Source organism: Nitrososphaera sp. (assembly GCF_037447015.1).
In the GTDB taxonomy this organism is placed as follows: Archaea; Thermoproteota; Nitrososphaeria; order Nitrososphaerales; family Nitrososphaeraceae; genus Nitrososphaera.
Genome location: NZ_JBBIHK010000036.1, coordinates 1 through 19,983, shown reverse-complemented (window position 1 = coordinate 19,983; position 19,983 = coordinate 1). Strand labels below are relative to the sequence as shown.

19 protein-coding genes and 1 tRNA gene are annotated in these 19,983 nt (G+C 58.8%); 11 read left to right on the top strand and 9 right to left on the bottom strand.

Annotated features, from left to right (window positions below):
* A partial coding sequence (locus tag WKI84_RS10805) for a spherulation-specific family 4 protein (RefSeq protein WP_337863564.1) occupies window positions 1-1,159 on the bottom strand: 1,159 nt, incomplete at its 3' end.
* 318 nt (window positions 1,160-1,477) lie between these two features.
* Between WKI84_RS10805 and WKI84_RS10800 the strand changes: the two genes are divergently transcribed.
* Complete coding sequence (locus WKI84_RS10800) at window positions 1,478-2,830, top strand: SLC13 family permease (protein ID WP_337863563.1); 1,353 nt, start codon at window positions 1,478-1,480, stop codon at window positions 2,828-2,830.
* Here WKI84_RS10800 and WKI84_RS10795 read toward each other — a convergent pair.
* Together WKI84_RS10795 and WKI84_RS10790 are read right to left on the bottom strand one after the other, a co-directional pair.
* Entirely contained in the window at window positions 2,827-3,921 is a 1,095-nt protein-coding gene (locus WKI84_RS10795; RefSeq protein ID WP_337863562.1) for an alcohol dehydrogenase catalytic domain-containing protein, read from the bottom strand. The genes WKI84_RS10800 and WKI84_RS10795 overlap by 4 nt on opposite strands.
* A gap of 7 nt (window positions 3,922-3,928) precedes the next feature.
* A complete protein-coding gene (locus tag WKI84_RS10790) occupies window positions 3,929-4,561 on the bottom strand; it encodes an NUDIX hydrolase (RefSeq protein ID WP_337863561.1) in 633 nt (210 codons plus the stop codon).
* 103 nt (window positions 4,562-4,664) lie between these two features.
* On the opposite strand from WKI84_RS10790, the gene WKI84_RS10785 reads away from it, so the two are divergent.
* From WKI84_RS10785 to WKI84_RS10770, 4 genes are all read left to right on the top strand, one after another.
* Entirely contained in the window at window positions 4,665-5,636 is a 972-nt protein-coding gene (locus tag WKI84_RS10785; protein WP_337863560.1) for a hypothetical protein, read from the top strand.
* Between the two features lie 7 nt (window positions 5,637-5,643).
* On the top strand, window positions 5,644-6,087 hold the full coding sequence (locus tag WKI84_RS10780; RefSeq protein ID WP_337863559.1) for a hypothetical protein: 444 nt from the start codon (window positions 5,644-5,646) through the stop codon (window positions 6,085-6,087).
* A gap of 125 nt (window positions 6,088-6,212) precedes the next feature.
* Complete coding sequence (gene asnS / locus WKI84_RS10775) at window positions 6,213-7,514, top strand: asparagine--tRNA ligase (protein WP_337863558.1); 1,302 nt, start codon at window positions 6,213-6,215, stop codon at window positions 7,512-7,514.
* Window positions 7,515-7,563: 49 nt separating this feature from the next.
* Window positions 7,564-8,130 (top strand): hypothetical protein, encoded by a 567-nt coding sequence (locus WKI84_RS10770; protein WP_337863557.1) that lies wholly within the window; start codon window positions 7,564-7,566, stop codon window positions 8,128-8,130.
* On the opposite strand, the gene WKI84_RS10765 is transcribed toward WKI84_RS10770, so the two are convergent.
* Together WKI84_RS10765 and WKI84_RS10760 are read right to left on the bottom strand one after the other, a co-directional pair.
* Entirely contained in the window at window positions 8,101-8,469 is a 369-nt protein-coding gene (locus tag WKI84_RS10765) for a hypothetical protein (RefSeq protein ID WP_337863556.1), read from the bottom strand. The genes WKI84_RS10770 and WKI84_RS10765 overlap by 30 nt on opposite strands.
* Window positions 8,470-8,560: 91 nt before the next feature.
* Window positions 8,561-9,253 carry a hypothetical protein gene (locus tag WKI84_RS10760; protein ID WP_337863555.1) on the bottom strand — a complete coding sequence of 231 codons (693 nt, stop codon included), beginning with the start codon at window positions 9,251-9,253 and terminating at the stop codon, window positions 8,561-8,563.
* A gap of 106 nt (window positions 9,254-9,359) precedes the next feature.
* On the opposite strand from WKI84_RS10760, the gene WKI84_RS10755 reads away from it, so the two are divergent.
* The 5 genes from WKI84_RS10755 to WKI84_RS10735 all read left to right on the top strand — a co-directional run bounded on the left by WKI84_RS10755 (window position 9,360) and on the right by WKI84_RS10735 (window position 15,334).
* Complete coding sequence (locus WKI84_RS10755) at window positions 9,360-10,292, top strand: homocysteine S-methyltransferase family protein (RefSeq protein ID WP_337863554.1); 933 nt, start codon at window positions 9,360-9,362, stop codon at window positions 10,290-10,292.
* A gap of 45 nt (window positions 10,293-10,337) precedes the next feature.
* Window positions 10,338-12,932 (top strand): dihydropteroate synthase, encoded by a 2,595-nt coding sequence (locus WKI84_RS10750; RefSeq protein ID WP_337863553.1) that lies wholly within the window; start codon window positions 10,338-10,340, stop codon window positions 12,930-12,932.
* A gap of 78 nt (window positions 12,933-13,010) precedes the next feature.
* Window positions 13,011-13,853 carry an SDR family oxidoreductase gene (locus WKI84_RS10745; RefSeq protein WP_337863552.1) on the top strand — a complete coding sequence of 281 codons (843 nt, stop codon included), beginning with the start codon at window positions 13,011-13,013 and terminating at the stop codon, window positions 13,851-13,853.
* Window positions 13,854-13,943: 90 nt separating this feature from the next.
* Window positions 13,944-14,501, top strand: coding sequence for a hypothetical protein (locus tag WKI84_RS10740; protein WP_337863551.1), 558 nt, complete (start codon window positions 13,944-13,946; stop codon window positions 14,499-14,501).
* On the top strand, window positions 14,498-15,334 hold the full coding sequence (locus tag WKI84_RS10735; protein WP_337863550.1) for an ABC transporter ATP-binding protein: 837 nt from the start codon (window positions 14,498-14,500) through the stop codon (window positions 15,332-15,334). The genes WKI84_RS10740 and WKI84_RS10735 overlap by 4 nt, the downstream gene beginning before the upstream one ends.
* Here the strand turns inward: WKI84_RS10735 and WKI84_RS10730 are convergent.
* Entirely contained in the window at window positions 15,315-16,103 is a 789-nt protein-coding gene (locus tag WKI84_RS10730; protein ID WP_337863549.1) for a hypothetical protein, read from the bottom strand. The genes WKI84_RS10735 and WKI84_RS10730 overlap by 20 nt on opposite strands.
* A 70-nt stretch (window positions 16,104-16,173) precedes the next feature.
* Here WKI84_RS10730 and WKI84_RS10725 point away from each other — a divergent pair, with 70 nt between their 5' ends.
* Window positions 16,174-16,767, top strand: coding sequence for a CoA pyrophosphatase (locus WKI84_RS10725; RefSeq protein ID WP_337863548.1), 594 nt, complete (start codon window positions 16,174-16,176; stop codon window positions 16,765-16,767).
* Window positions 16,768-17,009: 242 nt separating this feature from the next.
* Here WKI84_RS10725 and WKI84_RS10720 read toward each other — a convergent pair.
* The 3 genes from WKI84_RS10720 to WKI84_RS10710 all read right to left on the bottom strand — a co-directional run.
* Window positions 17,010-17,084, bottom strand: a tRNA-Arg gene (locus WKI84_RS10720).
* A gap of 35 nt (window positions 17,085-17,119) precedes the next feature.
* Window positions 17,120-19,546: an HD domain-containing protein gene (locus WKI84_RS10715; protein WP_337863547.1), complete on the bottom strand. Its 2,427-nt coding sequence runs from the start codon at window positions 19,544-19,546 to the stop codon at window positions 17,120-17,122.
* A 54-nt stretch (window positions 19,547-19,600) separates the two neighbouring features.
* Window positions 19,601-19,983: nitroreductase family protein (locus WKI84_RS10710; protein WP_337863546.1), on the bottom strand; the 383-nt coding region annotated here is incomplete at its 5' end.

The window sequence follows — 19,983 nt, the reverse complement described above, 5'->3', positions numbered from 1 at the left end:
TATCGCCCAGCTTGACTGTCCTCTGCTTTGACCTGCTGCCGTCTTCCCAGTGGTAAAAGACATAGTTGCGGTTGTCGTGGGCAGTCACCGTGTAGGTGTCGCCCTCCTTCCCCACGTGGGTTATCCACCCAAGGCCGCTTGCCTCGACGCTGCTGCCCTGCGATATCTTTAGTGTGCCGTTGACGGGCTGGCTGTTTGACAGGTTGACGCTCTTGACGACCACGTTGTGCAGGCGGCCATTGCTGCCCGGGTCGAGCAACTGCAGGAGCTCGTCAAAGTGGGAAGGGAACTCGTCGTACGGGTTTGGCATATAGTCGTCGGTGATAAAGATGTAGGAGACGAAATCCTTCGACGTCGCGACGTACGACCTGTCGATCGTGGTCTGGGTGTGGGCGATGTAGGAAAAGTTGCTCTTGTCGTGCTCGACGTGCCAGCCCGCCAGCCGGCTCAGGTCCGGCACGCCGTACCCTTCCGATATCACGATGTTGTCCACCACTCCCACGTACGCCGGCGCTGCGTCGGTGCCAGTGTTGCCCACCACGTAGTTCAGCCCAAGCGACTTGGCGTACGCCGCAAGCTGACGGTAATAGTTGACATAGTTGGCGTCGTTTGACATCTCGTCGAGGAATATGCCGTCGAGATCGTAAAAGTCCTTATAGGCTTTGATGTCGTGCTTGGCCTGCTCTATCGGCTGGCCGGCCCAGAAGGTCGACACGTAGCCGAGCACCCGGATGTCGTGCTGCTTCATGTATTCGATGTTTTCAGAGTAGATCTTTTGCGGCGCCCTGCCCGGCCCGTTGTCCGGGTTTATTGCGACCATCCACGGGACGGTAGGGTGCTCGTTGCGGTACTGCAGCATTTCATCCCATATCTTGCCAGGCGGCATAAAGAGCGGGAAGAATATCCCCATCTTGTCGTGGTCCACCTTTGAGGGGCCTGCGGCAGGTTGTTGTTCTTGCGGCTTTCCCCCGCCAGATGTTGATGAAGAGGGCGGCGGTTGAGGAGGAGAAGAAGATGAGCCGCCTGACACGGCCTGCTGCGGGCCGTGGCTGTTGCTATTATTATCATCATCATCAACATTATTGTTATTGTTCCAGATCAGGGCAGGCACGAATATAGCCGCCGCGACTATTCCCAGGGCCAGTCCTGCCTTCCACAATCTAGCAAATATCCGGTCCTATCGTTTAAAACCGTAGCAGAGGGAAATTCTGATACAATCTCCTGTTGCGACACAGATGGAACCGGCATCGGCAGGATTGTGATAGATTACGCTTCCGGGAGGCCGGTTCTCCATCCATTAATTATGACGCTAACGTGCAGCACGTACAGCCCAAGTTTTTAGACTGTGCAGAGTAAGAGAGAAAATGCATTCGCATGGCAGGCCAAATGCATGTAGAAGGGGGGGGGAGGAGGACAAAAAGCAAGTAGCACAATGAATAAAGCCCCGGCCGGCGGCCCCTCTTGTGCTGCCACCCCCATGTTAGAGTATGCTGCCCTTGCAGTGTTTGTCCTAGTCTATGTCCTGATAATCGGGCGGCGGCGCTTTGGCGTCCCGATATGGGTGGCCATGACGGCAGGCGCCGCCCTCATGATCGGCCTGCAGGTCACAAGCGTGCCCGACGCGTTTGCCGCAGTCAACCTCCAGGTAATCGCCTTTCTGTTTGGCATGTTCAGCCTTGTGTCGGCACTTGAAAGGGCAGGCGTGCTCCAGCTTGTGGCGGCAAAGATGCTGGCAAGGGCAAAGACGCCGGCGCAGCTCCTGATGGTCTTTGTTGTCGGCATGGGGGCCCTTGCCGCCTTTCTTGTAAACGACACGATAGCACTCCTTGGGATACCGCTTGCAGTCTATGTGGCCAGGCATTCAGGGATAAGGCCGCAGGTGCTCCTGCTTGCGCTTGCCTTTGGCATCACTGTAGGCAGCGTCGCCACCCCCATAGGCAACCCGCAGAACCTGCTCATAGCAATAGACAGCGGGATCAAGCTCCCGTTTGTCACGTTCCTTGCGTACCTGGGCGCGCCGACTGCGGCAAACCTGCTTGTCACTTTTATCATACTAAAGGCGTACTTCAGAAAAGAGCTTGCTACAGCGGCTCCGCCGCCTGATAGGGCTGCCTCCAAAGAGACGGCAGGAGACGGCAAAGAAGCGGTGACAACAGAAACGGCGGCGGCAACAACGGCAACAGCAGCAGTAAGAAACTCGTTCCAGACCAGGCTTGCGATATACATCACGGTTGCCACCCTTGCAGGTTTTGTCGTTTCAGAGGTTCTGCACATGCTGGGGGTGGCAGACCTCGGGCTTGCAGTCGTGGCGATGCTTGGAGCGGCCGCCCTGTACTCGCTCTCGACCGAGCGCGCGCAGATCCTAAAGAGCGTCGACTATTCCGTGCTCGTCTTTTTCGGGGCCATGTTTGTCGTGACTTCGGCCATGTGGTCGTCAGGGGCCGTGTCGCTGATAACTGGATGGCTGCCCGACCCCAACCCGTCGGACAGGGCGCAGAGCCTTGGCATCATCGCCGCTGCAAGCCTGTCTCTGAGCCAAGTGCTGAGCAACGTGCCTTTCGTCGCCCTGTACAACTTTGTGATGATCGACGCAGGGTTTACCGGCCAGCACGTGGCGCAATGGATGATGCTGGCGGCGGCAAGCACCATCGCAGGCAACCTCACGATCCTGGGCGCGGCAAGCAACGTCATAGTCATCGAGGCCGCCGAGTCCAGAGGCGTGCGCGCCTTTAGCTTTTTCGAGTTTGCCAAGGTCGGCAGCCTGATAACTGCGGCCAACATGGCAGTCTACTTTGCCTTTATCCTTCTGCTAGCGCCGCTCCCGTCCTAGGGGACGAGGACGGCCCGTGCCTCTACCTCTGACTTTTTCAGCCGGGCAAGCACGTCGTTTGCCTCCGAAAGCCTGTGCTCCTCTATCACCACCTGCAGGTGCTTTTCAGCGGCAAGCTTGACCAGGTCGGCCATGTCCTTTCTGGAGCCGATGACCGTGCCCCTGATCGTCTTTTCCTCAAATGCAGAGAAGCTCGGTATGTTGCCGACGACTCCCACTACCACGGTGCCGCCTTTTTTTACGGACTTGACTGCCGCGTCTATGGCAGCTTCAGAGGGCGCAAACACTATGGCGCTGTCAAGCAGCCGCCCCCCTTCCTCCTTCTTTAGCGACTTGATAAACTGCTCAGGGGACTCCTGGTACGCCACAGCATTGTCTGCTCCAAGCCGGACGGCAAGGTCAAGGTGACGCTTTGCGCGAGAGACGCCCACCACGCGGGAACCGTACATCTTGGCTATCTGGATGGCAAGGTGCCCCACGCCCCCGACGCCGAAAATGCCAACAGAGCGCCCCCGGGCCGGCTCGCTTGCCAGCACGGCCTTGTATGCGGTTATGCCTGGGCAGAACAGCGGGGCGGCGTGCGCCGAGTCGATGCTGTCAGGGATCGGCGTCACGAACCTTTCGTCTGCAACGATGTATTCGGCATAGCCGCCCTGCACAGACTCGCCTGTTATCTCGGCGCTGTCGCACAGGTGTTCCTTGCCGGACATGCAGTACTCGCATTTCAGGCACGAGCTGTAGAGCGGCTGTATGCCGACCCTGTCGCCTTCCCGCACACTTGTCGCCGTCGTGGCCGTGACGCCTCCGGCCTTTCTCCTCACCACGCCGACTACCTCGTGCCCCGGCACTATCGGCAGGGTTGAGGGCGAGCCGTACTGCTCCCAGTCGCCCTCTATCAGGTGCAGGTTGGACCGGCACACGCCACATGCCTCTATCTCTATCAAAAGTTCGCCCTTTTTTTTCGGCTGCGGCCTTTTGATTTCTGCAAACCTCAGCGGCCGCGTCTCTATTGGCGCAAGCCTGTCCAGCACCATTGCCTTCATGGTGTCGTTAGTATGAGTGTGCGTTGTTGCGGGGGCATTTTTTTTCATGGCCTGTCTACCTACTACTCCTTTTTCCTTCCTTCTTCTTTATCTTGCTGCGGCTCTTGCCGCTTCTTATCTTTATTTTTCCCCCACCGCCGCCACCGCCGGCACAGCACAGCAGGTACCCGATGAGCGTTCCGGCGTTTTCGACCTTGCCCTCCCCTATCATCCTGCGGAGCGCCGCGACGCTCACCGTCTCGACCTTGATCTCCTCCGTGGCGTCGTGCCGGGTGTCGCCATCCTCTAGCCCCGTCGCCCTAAAGACGTGCACCACCTGCCTAGACTTGCTGACGGACGGGTGATACGAATAGACGTGCTCTATCTTTTTTGCGGCATAGCCTGTCTCCTCCTTCAGCTCCCGCCGGGCGGTAACAAGCGGGCTCTCTCCTTCCTCCACGTGGCCGGCAGGGAACTCGAGCATCACCTTTTCCAGCGGATAGCGATACTGCCTGATCATCACAAGTCGCTTTTTGTCGATGAATGGGACGACTATTGCGACATCTGTCGCATGGTAGAACGTGTATGTCAATTCCTTTCCGCTTGGCGCCCTCACCCTGTCCTGGTAGAGCTCCATGTAGACGGTATTGCCGTCCCGCGCCTCGTACACCTTTTTCCTTTCGAGGCGCTCCCAGTCCTTCCCGACCACGGTTTACGGTTGCGCGCAGGGGGGATATAACGTGTGTTCTGACATCAGAACAGGTATGCAGTAAAGGGCGCTCCTTAAATCGCCCTTGCGCCTAGTATGGCACATGCAGGGGGACGCTAACAGAGAGGGGGCGGGGGCTGCCGGAGAAGAGGAGCTGCAAGGCAGGGCGCTGCAGGTGTATCTCTATTTGCAGCGGAGGGGAGCAGGGATGCCGAGCGGGATACGGCAGATCCAGCGCGACCTTGGGCTTTCCAGCCCGAGCGTAGCCGAGTACCAGGTGGACAAGCTGGCAGCCATGGGCCTTGTGACCCGCGACAGGTACGGCAGGGTGTCTCTGGCAAGGAAGGCGAAAAAGGCAAGGGCCCTTGAGGCGTACGTCAGCGTGGGCAGGTTCTCTGTGCCAAGGCTTGCCTTCTATGCCGCAGCCTTTTCTGCCGTTGCGGTGCTGTATGTCGTATTCAACGCCGGCAGTAGCGGCATAACCGCCTACGGGGTCGCAGTGCCTGCCGCTGCTGCCGCTGTCCTGTGGCTTGAGGCCCGCAGGATGTGGAAGGCAGGCGGAGGAGGGGCTTTGGCAGGGCATGCAAAAGACAGGAAGAGAATGCCAGAGCAAGGACAGGAGGAGGAGGGGCTTTGGCGGCGGCAGCAGCCGCTATGGATCATGCTGTTGCCGGGGATTGCAGGTCTGGGGGTATTTGCGGCAGGGGCGGTGTTCCTGTCCCAGTACGCGGCATCAGAACATGCCTTTATGCCACTGTCCCCGTCGTCGTCGCCGCTGCAGGCTGACTATTACAATAACGTCCCGCAGGAGAGCGGCAGTAGTAGTAGCAGCCAGATCACGCTTGAAGAGTCGCTTGCCATGTCGCGGCAAAAGGTGGCCGACGGCGGAATGGGCTGGGCGCCCCACGCCTCAGCCGACCTTGCGGCTGCCATGACGCTTGTCGGCTCGCTTGCGGTCGGCTTTATCGCATATATCGTCGCCAGGTACAGGTGCGAAAGGGGGTCTGTTCTAGATCAAGGACAGGCCGCCTTGGAACTGTCCGGAACGCAGGGTTATTCAGGGCGCCTGCGATAACCTGCACATGGACTACGAAAACGGGAACAACCACTACCACGGCGGCAGCAACAACAACGGCAGGAAGATGGCTCCCTCTTCTCTTTCCACCCTTGCGGCAGGGCTCTTTGCGCTGCTGCTTGCAGCCAGCCCCTCCATCATCCAGGCGTCGTATGCGCAGTACGGCGTAGGGGGCAACCCGACTGCGGATGCAACCGACGAGCAGCTGGCCGAGTGCGAAAAGTACAGCATCCCAAGGGCAGAGTGCAACGAGCACAACATACTTGCGGCAAGGCGCGTCGAGATTGCCCGGGACAATCCAAACGGAGGGTCGGGCACTTCCATGATCTCTATCGACGCCGGCCAGATGTGGGCCTTTATCGGGGTGCTGGGTGCGATCTTTGGAGGAGTCGCGGTGGCGTTCTTTGTCAGGGGAAGGAAGGCAGCAGGAGAAGGCAGGCTTACCGCCTGACCGCCGCTTCTTTCCCTTTTCTGGTCGCAAGTCCTCCCCTGCTGCGGGCAGTCACGAAAAAAGGACGTTTTTTGTTACCTACTTACTTAGGCTTTTATAATCTGGCGCACGTCAGCTAGTCTGCCATGCGCGCAAACGAGGTCAAGTCGCCGGAACTTGCAGGCAAGGAAGTTACGGTCCGCGGGTGGGTGCACAGGCTGCGCAAGCAAAAAGAGAACGCGTTCGTGCTCCTGCGCGACGACAGGGGAGGCGTGATCCAGTGCGTCATGTCCGCAGACAAGGCCGCTCCCCTCACAATAGAGTCTTCGATAGAGGTTACCGGCACCGTGAGCCAGGACGCACGGGCGCCTGAAGGCGGCTTTGAGATAAAATGCAGCAATCTGAAAATATACAACATTGCAGCCGAATACCCAATAGGCGAGTACCAGAGCGACGAACTGCTCCTGGACAAGCGCCACCTTGCGCTCAGGACCCGCAGGATGATAGCCATAACAAAGATCAGGGCGTCGGTCCTCCAGCATGGCAGGCAGTGGTTCGTACAAAACGGCTGGATGGAAGTGACTGCGCCAACCATAGTCAAGGGGGCAGTGGAGGGCGGCTCCACACTGTTCAAGCTGCGCTACTTTGACGAGGACGCCTACCTGTCGCAGTCCGCCCAGCTGTACCTGGAAGCCATGATATTTTCGCTTGGCCCCGTTTGGAGCCTCGCCCCCTCGTTCAGGGCGGAAAAATCCAGGACGGTCAGGCACCTTGCCGAGTTTTCCCACCTCGAGGCAGAGGCCCCCTGGTTCACGCTCGACGACATACTGAAGGCAGAGGAGCAGCTGGTGTCGTACGTGATACAGAACACGATAAAAGAAAGGGCAGAAGAGCTCGCCTTCCTAAAGAGGGACGTGACAGACCTCAAAAAGGTAGAGCCACCGTTTGAGCGCGTGCCCTACGGCAAGGCCATCGAGATTCTGCGGGCAAGGGGCTTCCAATCAGTGGTGCATGAAGACGGCGCCAAGCGCGCAATCGAGTTTGGAGACGACCTGTCGATAGAATCAGAGCGCGAACTGACAAAGGACGCGGACAGGCCTATTTTCGTGGTCGGCTACCCGCTTGCAGTCAAGCCGTTCTACGTAAAGGAAGACCCTGACAGGCCGGGACTCGGCCTGACGGCGGACATGCTTGCGCCAAGGGGGTTTGGCGAGATAACTTCGGGCGGGCAGAGGGAGGACGACATCAATTCCATCACCGCCAGGATGCAAAAGGAGGGCCTCGACCCAAACGCTTACGAGTGGTACCTTGACCTGCGCAGGTACGGCTCTGTCCCCCACGGCGGCTTTGGCCTTGGCATAGAGCGCCTGGTGCGGTGGATAACAGACGTGCAGGACATCAAAGACACGGTGCTGTTCCCAAGGACCATGTCGCGCGCTTCTCCATAGCCTTAAGTAGCCGTCGCAGGCACACAAGAAACGAGAGAGAGATCATGCCATGCCCACGTCGCCAAGGACCAGGCCCATAGAGGCGGACCACAAGGCGCTCATATTTGCGGCCAGCATGATAGCCAAGACGTTCCTCATGGCCACCGTGGCGACACAGGTCTTTTGCGGGAACGTCAACCCCGGCACGCTATTTACTTGCGGGCCTGACGCCGCCTACGTGGGCGGGAGCGCCGCCGCAATCGCGCTCATGGGCATAGTGTTTGGCAGGTACGTCGTCAGGATCAAGTCGTTCAACAAGGTGTTTGCCAACATGATGAAGGCAGACCTGATAGTGACCGGTATGTACCTGGCAGTGGCGTTCACGGCGCCGCAGCTGGTCGCCACGAGGGTGATGATATGGCTCTTTGGCACGTGGATCTTTGGCATGATGCTCGCGCCCTTTAACAGCGAAAGGACCACGCTGAAAAAGATAACCGAGTACGGCTCGATAGCCGGGCTTGGCGCGTTCTTTGCGCTCCATTTCGTGCCGGGGTTTGCCGAGCTTCAGAACGCATACACGGCAGGCATGATTGGTACCAGCATACTTTCAGTGTTTGGCGGCGGCAGGGTCAAATAGGGTCCGCAGAGTGGGAAGCGACCTGGCAAGCAGCGCGCCGACAGCAGCGTGCGGCACAAGGACAGGGATCAGGACGTTCCACCTGATGTCAGGGTTCCAGGTAAACGCCAGCAGGATCAGCACAGAGAGGGCAAGGGCGGCAAACGCCAGATACGCCCCTATCCTCAGGCCCTTTGCCAATCCTGCGATGGCAAGTGCCGGTACTATGATCATGGCGGCATAGCTTGCGCCGGCCAGCTGCGTGAGGGGGCCTTTTATCCCATCCAGCACGCTGACAGAATAAAAGATGAGGCTCAGCACGGCGACTGCGGCCATCAGGCCCATATAGGTCATCGCCATCTTTGCAAAAGGGTGCAGGGGTGCGCCTGTGCTGCCGGTCTCCACATGGTACATAGCAGATTTTACCTATTGAGCGTTATGCAGACAGGGTTCAGGTGGAAGAGGACGATGATGATGGCGACGCCTTTTTGCGTGTCGCCCTTTTCCTAGTCGTTGCTGCAGCGGCCGTCTTTTTCTTTGCGGCAGCAGTAGTAGTAGTGGCAGACGAAGAAGCCTTTTTCCTTATCCTCTTTGATTTTGCAGCAGCCTCTGCCAGTTTTTCTGCCGGCGAAGGCAGCGGCAAGGGTAATGATGCCGGCGGCTCTGCGAGAGCAGCCGCTACTACCGCTGCGGGTTCTGGCCAGACTGTCGCAGGTGCTGCTGTGGCGACGACGACATCAATGTCTGCTGCCTTTACAGCGACGGGCAGCCGGGCCTGTGGGACGGGCTTGGCAAGGTGTATCTCTATGAACGAGACGCGGCGCGTAGTGCCGTCGATCAATATCTCTTCTGTCCCTACCCTTATCGGCCTCGTTTCAAGGCCGGGGACGTCCCTTTTGACCATCTCGGCGACGTTGACTGCGGTCACTATGCTGAGGCTGCCTTTTGCCCTGATGAGCAGCTCGCCAAACTGGCCGAGCCGAAAGAGCGCAGGCGCAATATAGTCCACCGCGTATTTCTTGCCAACAAGGAGGACGTGTGGCTGTATCGTGCTGTTGCCCACGGTTATTGTTGTTGCCTGCTCCTTTTGCGGTATCGCTACCGTCCCGGTGGAGGGCGCCTCTTGGACTATTGCGCTCATCATATCTAGTCTCCGCGGTCGGCGCGTACGGTTTAGAAGCGCAGTGTCAAGAGAATTTCACACGCCAGTCATACAAAGGTATTAAACTTGAACGTGCCCATTTAATGGCGTGAAAGAGCCTTTTGTCGAGGCCGCCAAAAGGCGCGTCCTTCTGTTCGACGGCGCCATGGGCACCGAGATACAAAAGCGGAACCCCAGGCCAGAGGATTTCCCCGACGGCAAGGACGGCTTTAACGACGGCCTCATCCTGACCCGGCCGGACTGGATAAAAAGCATACACAGGAGTTACCTGGAGGCGGGGGCAGACTGCATCGAGACAAACACGTTTGGCTCTAACAAGCTAAAGCTGGACGAGTACGGCTACGGCAAGGACACAGTCGAATTCAACAGAAAGGCGGCGCAGCTTGCAAGGGAGGTCGCAGACGAGTTTGGAGACAACAGGTACGTCATAGGCTCGATGGGGCCGACCGGCTTTCTGCCAAGCTCAAACGACCCGGACCTCGGCCAAAAGCCCCTCGACGAGATACGACAGGCGTTTGCGCTGCAGGCAGAGGGCCTCATACTGGGCGGAGTCGACGCCCTGCTGATAGAGACGAGCCAGGACATTCTTGAGGTCAAGCTGGCGATAGAGGGGTGCCACCAGGCCATGGAAAAGACAGGCAAAAAGGTGCCGGTGATAGCAAACGTGACACTTGACCAGTACGGCAAGATGCTGCTTGGGACAAGCGTGCAGGCCGCCTACACGACGGTGAGCGGCATGGGCATCGACTTTTTCGGGCTCAACTGCTCGACAGGGCCGGTGGAGATGGCGCCGTCGGTGAGGTGGCTTGCAGAGCAGCAGGAGCTGCCTATACTTGTGATGCCAAACGCAGGGATGCCCCACAACGAGGGCGGCAAGGCGATATACAGGATGGGGCCAGACGAGATCGCAGAGAAGATGGCCGAGTTTGTGAGAAATTACCCGAACGTCCGGATGATAGGCGGCTGCTGCGGGACGACGCCGGCGCACATTGCCCGGCTGAGAAAGGTCGTCGACAGCTAGCACATAGCTATAGTAATATTATAGCAGTCGGGAGTTGAACATCTAGTGCCATCATCAGGCTCAACGACGGCGGCAGCAGGAGGAGGAGAAAAGAGCAGAAAGACGCCCAGGGTCAGCTCTGCCCTAAAGGCAGTCGACATAAGGCAGGAGCCCCCGCCACTGATAATAGGCGAGCGGCTGAACACGCAGGGCTCTAAAAAGGCCAAAGAGCTCGTCCTCAACGACGACCTGGACGGGCTTGTCGAGCTTGCAAGGGCGCAGGTGGAAGACGGGGCGCACTGCTTGGATGTGTGCGTCGCAACCACGGAACGCTCCGACGAGCTGGAATTCATGAGAAAGCTGGTCAAGCGCCTGAGCCTGGAGGTAGAGGCGCCCCTCGTCATAGACTCGACCGACCCCAAGGTGATAGAGGCGGCAGTTGAGCAGATACCTGGCAGGCCGATAATCAACTCTATCAACCTCGAAGGCGACGGAAGCAGGTTCCATGCGCTTGCCCCCCTGATGGCCAGATACGGCCTGCCTGCAGTCGCCATGTGCATCGGGCCGGGCGGGATGGCCAAGACTGCTCAGGAAAAAGTAGAGACTGCGCAGCTGCTGTTTGACACGGGCGCCAAGAAATACGGCCTGGAGCCGTGGCAGTTCATATTCGACGTCCTCACGTTCACCCTTGCGACAGGGGAGGCCGAGTTTGCTGACTCGGCCAAGCACACGCTTGAGGGAATAAGGCTCGTGAAACAGAGGTTCCCAGACTCGTTTACCACGCTCGGCCTCTCAAACGTCAGCTTTGGCCTGCCCCCCGCCGCTCGCAAGGTGGTCAATTCCGTGTTTTTGTACCATGCGATCAAGGCGGGGCTTGACACCGTCATAATCAACCCCCGCGACATCATTGCGTATCCGGCCATCGACGACGAGCAGAAAAAGCTGGCAGAAGACCTCATATTCAACAGGCATCCCGGCGCGCTGGCAGACCTCATCGCCTACTTTGAAAAGACCAAGGCGGCGCAGCAGAGTGGTACGGGCAGGCGCGTCGAAGTCGACCCTTCATGGGATCCGGACAAAAAATGCCACTTCCGCATAGTGAACAGGCTGAAAGAGGGCACAGAAGCAGACGTCGTGCAGGCAATAGCAAGCAGGATACCCGGCTCTGCCGTACGCGAAGGCAGGATAGAGGGCGCGACAAAAGAGCAGGCGCACGAAGCTGCGGTCCAGACGCTCAACGAAGTGCTGCTACCGGCCATGAAGGAGGTCGGCGACAGGTTTGGAGCAGGCGAGCTGATACTGCCATTTGTCCTGAAATCGGCCGAGTGCATGAAGGCCGCAGTCGCAGAGCTTGAAAAATACCTCATCAAGCAGGAGGGCGTCAGCAAGGGCAAGCTCGTGCTGTGCACAGTGTATGGCGACGTGCACGACATCGGCAAGAACCTGGTCAAGACGATATTTGCAAACAACGGCTACACCGTCTACGACCTTGGCAAGCAGGTGCCGCTGCAAAAGATACTGGAAAAGATAGAAGAGGTCAGGCCGGACGCTGTCGGGCTCTCGGCCCTCCTCGTCTCAACGTCAAAGCAGATGCAGTATTTCGTGGAGCACGCCCGCAGCAACAACCTCGGCGTCCCGGTTCTGTGCGGGGGCGCGGCGATAAACAGCAACTATATCAACAGGATAGCAAAGGAGGGAGGCATCTACTCTCCAGGAGTGTTCTACTGCAAGACCGCGTTTGACGGCCTCAAGGCGATGAACATGCTCACGTCGCCTCAGCAGCAGGAGCGTGAGAAATTCGTGGCCGACTGGAGGAGCAGGCTGGAAAAGTGGACAGAGAAGGAGAACGTTCCTGCCGCAGCCGCTGCGGATCAGCAGCTGCTGCCCCACAGCGGAATTTCGCCGGTCACGCCGCCGGTGCCTCCGCACATAGGCAGGCCGGTGAGGCTTGGGCCAAAAGACCTGGATCTGCGCGAGGTCTGGAAGCACATCAGCAAAAAGTCGCTATTTGTGCTCCAGTGGGGGGTCAGGGGCAAGAGCGCCGGCGAGCACGACCCGGAAAAGCTGTTCGCAGAGTGGACGCAGAGGGTGCTCGACGAGCAGCTGTTCGAGCCGCAGGCAGTCTATGGGTACTTCCGCTGCCACAATCTGGCGCCAGGAGAGGGCGGGCCGGTGGGCAGGCTGGCGGTAGACGCGCCTGGCGGCGGAGAGCAACAACAAGTAGTGTTCGAGTTCCCAAGGTCTTCCAGAGAAAAGCACCTGTGCCTGACAGACTATTTCGGTGCAGACGACGTGGTGGCCTTCCAGGCTGTCACGGTCGGCGCCAAGGCCACAGAAGTTATCGAGAAGTGGAACAGCAGAGAGGACCGCTACGCAGACGCCTACTATTTGCACGGGCTTGCCGTCGAGACTGCCGAGGCGATGGCAGAGTGGGTCAACGCCCGCATACGCATGGAGCTTGGCATCGGAGAAAAGAGGGGCCTGCGCTACAGCTGGGGCTACCCTAGCTGCCCCGACGTGATGCAGCACCGGCTAGTCTGGCAGCTGATCGAGCCGGACAAGTCGGGCATGACGCTGACCGAGTCGGGGCAGATAGTGCCCGACCAGTCCACGGCAGCCATAGTGGTTCACCACCCGCAGGCAGAATACTTCGTCCTCTGATGCAGCAGTAAGTGGCGCAGCACCGGTAGCCCGGCAGCTACTGCCATCGTTAAGTACTGCCTTTGCGCTAACGATGCCATGAAGGAGGAAAAGGTTGCACTCGTCACAGGGAGCTCTAGCGGCATCGGTTTTGAAACCGCGCTTGCGCTTGCAAGGAGCGGCTTTGAAACGTATGCAACCATGAGGGACGTGCGCAAGGGCGAGAGGATCAAAAGAGAGGCAGAGGGGACGCGGCTGCACGTTCTGCAGTTGGACGTTACAAGCGACCAGTCCGTCAGGCAGGCAGTCGACACGATAATGAAAGAGAATGGAAGAATAGACGTGCTTGTAAACAACGCCGGCTACGGCCTCTTTGGACCAGTCGAGGAGCTGTCGATGGAGGAGCTAAAGGCTCAGTTTGAAACCAACTTTTTCGGCCTCGTGCGCGTGACGCAGGCGGTGCTGCCGGCTATGAGGAAGCAAGAGGGTGGCGGAGGAAAGATAATCAACATCTCCTCCATAGGTGGCAGGGTCGGGTTCCCCGGCTCGCCTGCCTACTGCAGCACCAAGTTTGCAGTAGAAGGGCTCTCGGAGACGATGGCGTTTGAGCTCGAGCCTTTTGGCATCAGAGTAGTTCTTGTCGAGCCGGGCATGATCAAGACCAATTTTGCCGGCGCAGGCGTCGTCGCCAAAAATACGCAGGATCCCGGCTCGCCGTACGCACCGTTCATACAAAAGATGTTTGCAGCAGCTGCGCCCCTGGTTGAAAATGCGATCCCCGCGCAGGAAGTGGCCGATGCAGTCGTCACGGCGGCGGTTGCAGACGACCCCGAGTTCAGGTACCTGGTGGGCAGGGACGCCAAGGGCCTTGCCCGCATGAAGGCAGGGGCGCGGTCGGACAGAGAGTTCCTTGCCTCGCTGAAAAAGCTGCACGGTCTCTAGGGCAAGAGAAAGAGGCCGGACGGACGGGCGGTTGTTATAGAACCAGAGTTTGATAAGATTATATCAGCGCAGCATTATGTTGAAGCTGAATTGCGGCTCGGCAGAGGCCCGATTTTGCTCATCGCAGGCGGGGCCACGATCATCATCAGCTTTATCATGGCTACGCTCTACGTGGCGCCGCAGATAACGGCTGACAAGAACGGGCAGGAATACAGGATTGCGCCCGGCGAAAAGCTGGAGGTAAAGCGCAGGATAACCACCGGCCAGGCCCTCTACACGGTGCTGTTTTCGCAGCTTGAGGACAATGCCACAGATGTCAGTAGTGGCAGCAGCAGGCTCCCGACGATAACCATCGTGGGGCCGGCAAACGAGACCATGGCGCAGGTTCAGGCAGACAGCGCGCTCAAGGGCGGGGTGATAGAGGCCCCCGCGGTAGGAAACTACACCCTTTCGATCACAAACCCGGCGCAGGAGGGCGAGCTGGGCGCGCTGGTGTATTTTAACGAGCAGCAGCCTACCGACATTGCTGCAAGCTTTATCCTCTACGGCGGCATTATAGTGCTGGTGGCAGGCGTGGCGGTAGCCATAGTGGACAGGGTGCGCAGCAAAAAGATGAAGCAGTACGGCGACCTGAGCGACCTGAGGTGAGGAGAGAAACGGCCAAGCTTGAAGCAAGAAAGATAAGCAAGTATTTCTCGCCCGCCCGGGGTGGCGGCCAGGCGTCGCAGCAGCAGGAAGTAATGGGGGCGGTGCACGATGTCAGCCTGTCGATAGAGGACGGCCAGTTTGTCTGTTTTGTGGGGCCGTCTGGCTGCGGCAAGACCACTCTTTTGAACATACTTGCCGGCCTTGACAGGCCAAGCGAGGGCGAGGTGATCCTCGACGGCAGGCCCGTCACCGAGACAGGCCCGGACAGGATAATGGTATTCCAGGAAAACGCGCTCTTTCCATGGCTCAAGGTCATAGACAACGTCGAGTTCGGGCTCATGGTCAAGGGCGTCGAGAAGAAAAAGCGGCACGAGATCGCCACAAAGTACCTGGACATGATGCAGCTCACCAAATTTGCAGACGCCTACACCTACCAGCTGTCCGGCGGCATGAAGCAGCGCGTCGCAATAGCGCGGGCCCTTGCCATCGACCCCGAAGTGCTGCTGATGGACGAGCCCTTTGCGGCGCTTGACAGCCAGACACGCGACCTGCTGCTTGTCGAGCTGCAGCTGATCTGGGCCCGCACCAAAAAGACCATAGTGTTCATAACGCACAACATAACCGAGTCGGTGTGCCTTGGCGACAAGGTGGTCGTCTTTACAAAGAGGCCGGGCACGATAAAAAAAGAGATCATGATAGACTACCGCAGGCCGCGTCTGCCGGAGGACGAGGGCCTGCGGCCGTTCCAGAGGCAGGTGCTCGACGAGCTCAAGACAGAGATCTCGGCCGACCGCAAGGGCGACGACAACATCATCAGCGGCGGCAGCGGCTGAGCTCTTGCAAAAGCTCCAGGCCTGACTGGAAGCTGTTTGGCGACGTGAGCAGGACTCCGCCGCCTGCGCCCACTATCCTGCCGGCCTGTTTCACAAAGTCGACTGGCTCTTTCTCGTACCCCGACCAGTCGAGCCCTATCATCTGCGCCGATTTTGCGTTCTTTACTGCCGGCACCATTATGCAGGCTATTACCTTGATACCATACGGCCGGGCGATGTCGACGATGCCGCCAAGGTCGGACAGCGACGAGATCGACTGCGTGACAAACGCATGCGGCCGGGCTTCAAGCTTGGCCCGTATCGCAGGCGAATCCTTGTCCGGGACGCGGGCAGGAAACGACAGGTCGAGCTTGATCCTTTTGTCAAAGCCAAGTTCCTGCAGCATCCGAACAGCCGCAGACGGCTTGAGCCCCGAGTCGCGGCCGTCAGTGGGCGCGTCGCCAAGCAGCACCAGCAGGCTGTCGATTCCGGCCATCACCGCGTCTGCGGCCGCCTGGCAGAGCGTTATCGCGTTCCTGTCGCTGGTGCGCAGGCTGCACGAAAGTTTCAGTCCGTTTGACTTCTTTTTTATCATGGAGGCAGCGGTGATGCTGGACACGCGGGGCACGCCAAGCACCGAGTCTGTGACGTGTATGCCGCCGGCAAGCCCCTCCAACCGGGCCGAGCGGCCAAGGAACTCGCCCATGTCCGAGGCCAGCGCCCGGCGGTCAAAGCGCCCGCTCGGGGCTATCTTGGGCGGGTTCAGCTCGTACGTCGGCGCCGGCTTCAACGGCAGTTGGGCGTGTACAGGCATTATTAAACAGTGCCAAAACAGAATTTAACCTGCTTCCGCATAAGGAATGGCGGTGCGCAAGGACGAGCTGTTGCAGGTGCTGGCAGGCGTACTGGCCAGGAGGCCGTACAGCGCGCTCGACGTTTCGCCTTCTTCTGCCGTCCCTGCCGCGGTGCTCGTCATCATACACTACCATGACCAAAGGCCACACGTGTTTCTGACAAAGAGGGGCGCGGGCCTGCGCTCGCACGGGGGCGAGATCTCGTTCCCAGGCGGCAGGTTTGCGCAGGGCGACGACAAGAGCCTGATGGACACGGCACTTCGCGAGACAGAAGAGGAGGTCGGCATCGCCTTCAAGCAGTCAGACGTGCTGGGCTCGCTTGAGCCGGTGAGAACCATGACTTCGAACCATTTTATCGTGCCGTTTGTCACGGTGCAGGACATGCTGCCGCAGGTGCGCGTGCAAGCCACAGAAGTGGCAGAGATACTGGACGTGCCGCTGGTCGAGACGCTTGGCACAAGGCGGCCTGACACGGAGCATTTCCGCTTTTCCAAGAACGCATACAGGTTTGAATACAACGGGAACGTGATATGGGGCGCGACTGCCCGCATACTGGATCAGCTGCACAGGATGCTTTTTGCAGGCGTCAGCAGGGTGTGAAATGCTTGGACGCATTATTATGCGCTGTCTGCAGTTGCAGCCCTTTTGCGAAAATTAACTCATCAGACCGTCGTAAGGTGATGGTCATTGCTTTGATTTGCTCCCTTGGATAACAGGTCATCATTTGAGCAATGCTTGCTTGGTGTTCCGGGGTTATACAGGTTTCATTGTTATATGCAGGCGCATATCTGATCTACACAGGTGTGCGCAGCGTCCGGGCATACCGAAAGAATGAAATAGAACGGGCCCGGTGGGATTCGAACCCACGACCTAACGCTTAGGAGGCGTTCGCTCTGTCCATGCTGAGCTACGAGCCCGCGTAATACGGATTTTGACGCCCCCGCCGGCTAATTTAACCGTTCGTCGCCGCCGGTGGCTTTTGCGCGCCCTGCTGCCTTTTGAGCGCAAAGACGACCACGTGCGGCTTGCTGGCAAAGTCGGGGTCGTTCCAGTCCTTTGGAAAGTACGGCTTGTTGCCGGCGGCTGCTGTCGTCGTTTTTGTTGCTGCTGATGCACCCCCATCCTCAAGGACGAACCCTGCCTGCTCGGCAGCCGCGACCAGCTTGTCCGCCTCTTTTTTCACGTCAACGTCTGTCAGGATCTTGACCTTGCCTCCCGGCAAAAGTTTCCTTGCCGCCACCGGAAAGACCCACCCCTCGTCGCCGCGCATGGACGCCTTCGGCATGACAATGAGCAGGTTGTCTATCGACCTGTCGGCAAGGGAAGGCAGGAGCTTGCGTTCGTCGCCCCAGAATGCAGACGCGTTCTGCGGGTCAAGCTCTGACAGGCGAGACTTGGCCTTCATCACCTCGCTCTGGTCCTTGCCAATGCCTATAAAATACTCGGACCAGTTGTCAGAAGCCATCACCTGCAGCATCTCGCCCCTGCGCATGCCAAGCTCCACGTTCACCTTGGAATACAGCTTGCGCGCAGTCTCTATCGTGCGGTTGAGCGGCGTCGAAGGGTTGCCCTCGTGGAAGAACTGGTATATCAGGTTCCACCGCTGGCGGAAGATTGGCGGGAAGCTCTTTTGCGACAGCAGCTCCCTGTATAGGGGCAGATCTGCAAAGTCGGCGAAAAAGGCGTCTGTCCTTGACACCGCCTCCAGCTTGGGCAGATATAGCTCGTCGTAGAGGTTGTTGACCCTGTCCCACGCCCTGACCGGGTCTGAGCCCATGTACGTCACTGAAAGGTCTGCAAGCCACAGCACCTCGCCCATGAGCCTGACCTTGCCATCGTCCTTTATCTGCGCAAGGAGCGACTCGAACCTCTCCTGCGCCTTTTCCGACTTGAAGTACGGGAACTCGGTCCTCCAGACAAGTGCCTCCACGATGAGGCTCTCGGTTGGGGTCCAGTCCTTGACGTATTCCGGGTGGGTGGTCGAGTACTCTTCCGGCGGGACCATGGCCGAGGGCGGCTTGAACTCGCGGAAATAGTTCTCAAACTCGGAAATGCTCATGGTGAAATAGGCGTCCACTATCCTGGTGCGCTGGATCTCGGCCATGGTCCTTGTGACGCTTGGGCCCTTGGGCTTGCCCTGCTCTGCCGCAAGCGGCTGGCCGGGGTCGTAGTCGTGTATGAGGCCGGCCACAAGGATGAGCTCATAGTCTTTAGGCCCAAACGCGAACTTTTGGAACACCTCGGGCAGCATCTGCATGGCCACGTACGACACTTCAAGCGAGTGGTGCAGGTTGTGGTACTCGCTTGCGCCCTCGCCAAGGCCCATACGCGTGTAGGCGGTTTTCAGGAATTTTATCAGCGCCCGCAGGTGCTCTATGCGCGCCGGCGGGATCTTTTTCTTTTGCGCAAGCTCTATTATCGCCTCCACCAGCTCGTCGTCGCTCACGTTTGCCAGGCTGGCGTTGGTCTGGTCTACCTTGCGCTGCTTGGCTCCTGGAAAGTTGCTGATGACCTGGCGGTAGACGATCCTCAGCGGGAGGCTCTTGTTCAGGTATATCGCAAACGTCATGAACCTGTACGGATAGCGCACGCGCAGCCGCTCCCAGCCGGCCACTTCCGCCGTTGCTGCAACAATTTTCTTGTTGACGTCTGCTATCAGGGCGCTCAGCTCCGAGCTTTCAATGTCCATGTCTGCAAACCGCTGGCGCTCGGTGTTCATGACGAGCCACTGCGGTATTTTTACAACGTATGAGCGGCGCTCGCCAGGCACCTTTTGTGTGACTGCCACGTTGCGCATCCCCTCACCAAAAGGCAGGTCCCTGTCGCGCACCACCTGAAGGCGGATCTCCCGGCCCGGGCTCTGGAGCGACAGCAATATGTGCCAGTACTTGCCCTTGTCCATCCAGGGCGGGACCGTCGTCTCCTTGTCCCAGAAATCCACCGGGCCGGCCGGCACAAAGCCGTTCTCGTACTCTTTGGTCACGGGGTTGTACGACTTGTACTCGTAGTCGCCTATCATCGGGTCGAGCCGGCGGGCGGCAAGGCGCGCCTCTATCACCGCCGCCGACGACTTGGTGAACTCTCTGTACGCCATGATGCCCCACACGGCCCCAAGCCCTGAAAAGAGCACAAAGAGGTCTGCCACAATGTCAACGGACGGGTCGACGAAATACCGTGGCAGGAGCGGTATGCCGAACCACCCCGTAGAGAGCAGGCCGGCAAAGATGAGTACTATGAAAAGGTACCTTGCAATGTCGTGGTAATACAGGCTGAAAGGCAGGGCTGCCGCCGCTGCAGCAGCGGGGACGGTATCCCCGCCCTCCTTACTGCTGCCATTATTGCCACCGCCGGCCCTGCACACCCCCGGATTAGAGCTCAACCCCTTTGCCCGCTGGATTATTATCAAACAACCCATGCCCGCGTATATATTGTCTTAGTTGCCGCTGTTGCTGTTGCTGTTGCTGTTGTTGCCGTTAGCCTGCCCAAGCCGCCCTACGGCCTTTGCAAGCCCCGCCCAGCTTTTGCCGGGGCCGGTGCCGTCGCTTGCGCTGACCACCCCCCATTTTTCATAGCACACTACCTGCGAGAGGTCCATCCGGGGCAGCCAGCCTGCCCTCTCGAGGTCCGGCTTGGCTGCAAACTCTTCCACATACCCAAGGCACAGGTAGGCGATCGGCTTGACGTGCGCAGGGATGCCCAGTATCCTCTCCAGATCCTCGTTTGCAAGGATGCTCACCCACCCCACCCCTACGCCTTCTGCCCTTGCCGCAAGCCACAGGTTCTGGATGGCGCAGCAGACGCTGTAGACGCCCGTGT

Coding starts and splice junctions, on each gene's coding strand:
- WKI84_RS10800 (WP_337863563.1), top strand. CDS start 1,478: ATGTTAGAGTATGCTGCCCTTGCAGTGTTTGTCCTAGTCTATGTCCTG.
- WKI84_RS10795 (WP_337863562.1), bottom strand. CDS start 3,921: ATGAAAAAAAATGCCCCCGCAACAACGCACACTCATACTAACGACACC.
- WKI84_RS10785 (WP_337863560.1), top strand. CDS start 4,665: ATGCAGGGGGACGCTAACAGAGAGGGGGCGGGGGCTGCCGGAGAAGAG.
- WKI84_RS10780 (WP_337863559.1), top strand. CDS start 5,644: ATGGACTACGAAAACGGGAACAACCACTACCACGGCGGCAGCAACAAC.
- asnS (WP_337863558.1), top strand. CDS start 6,213: ATGCGCGCAAACGAGGTCAAGTCGCCGGAACTTGCAGGCAAGGAAGTT.
- WKI84_RS10770 (WP_337863557.1), top strand. CDS start 7,564: ATGCCCACGTCGCCAAGGACCAGGCCCATAGAGGCGGACCACAAGGCG.
- WKI84_RS10765 (WP_337863556.1), bottom strand. CDS start 8,469: ATGGCGATGACCTATATGGGCCTGATGGCCGCAGTCGCCGTGCTGAGC.
- WKI84_RS10760 (WP_337863555.1), bottom strand. CDS start 9,253: ATGATGAGCGCAATAGTCCAAGAGGCGCCCTCCACCGGGACGGTAGCG.
- WKI84_RS10745 (WP_337863552.1), top strand. CDS start 13,011: ATGAAGGAGGAAAAGGTTGCACTCGTCACAGGGAGCTCTAGCGGCATC.
- WKI84_RS10725 (WP_337863548.1), top strand. CDS start 16,174: ATGGCGGTGCGCAAGGACGAGCTGTTGCAGGTGCTGGCAGGCGTACTG.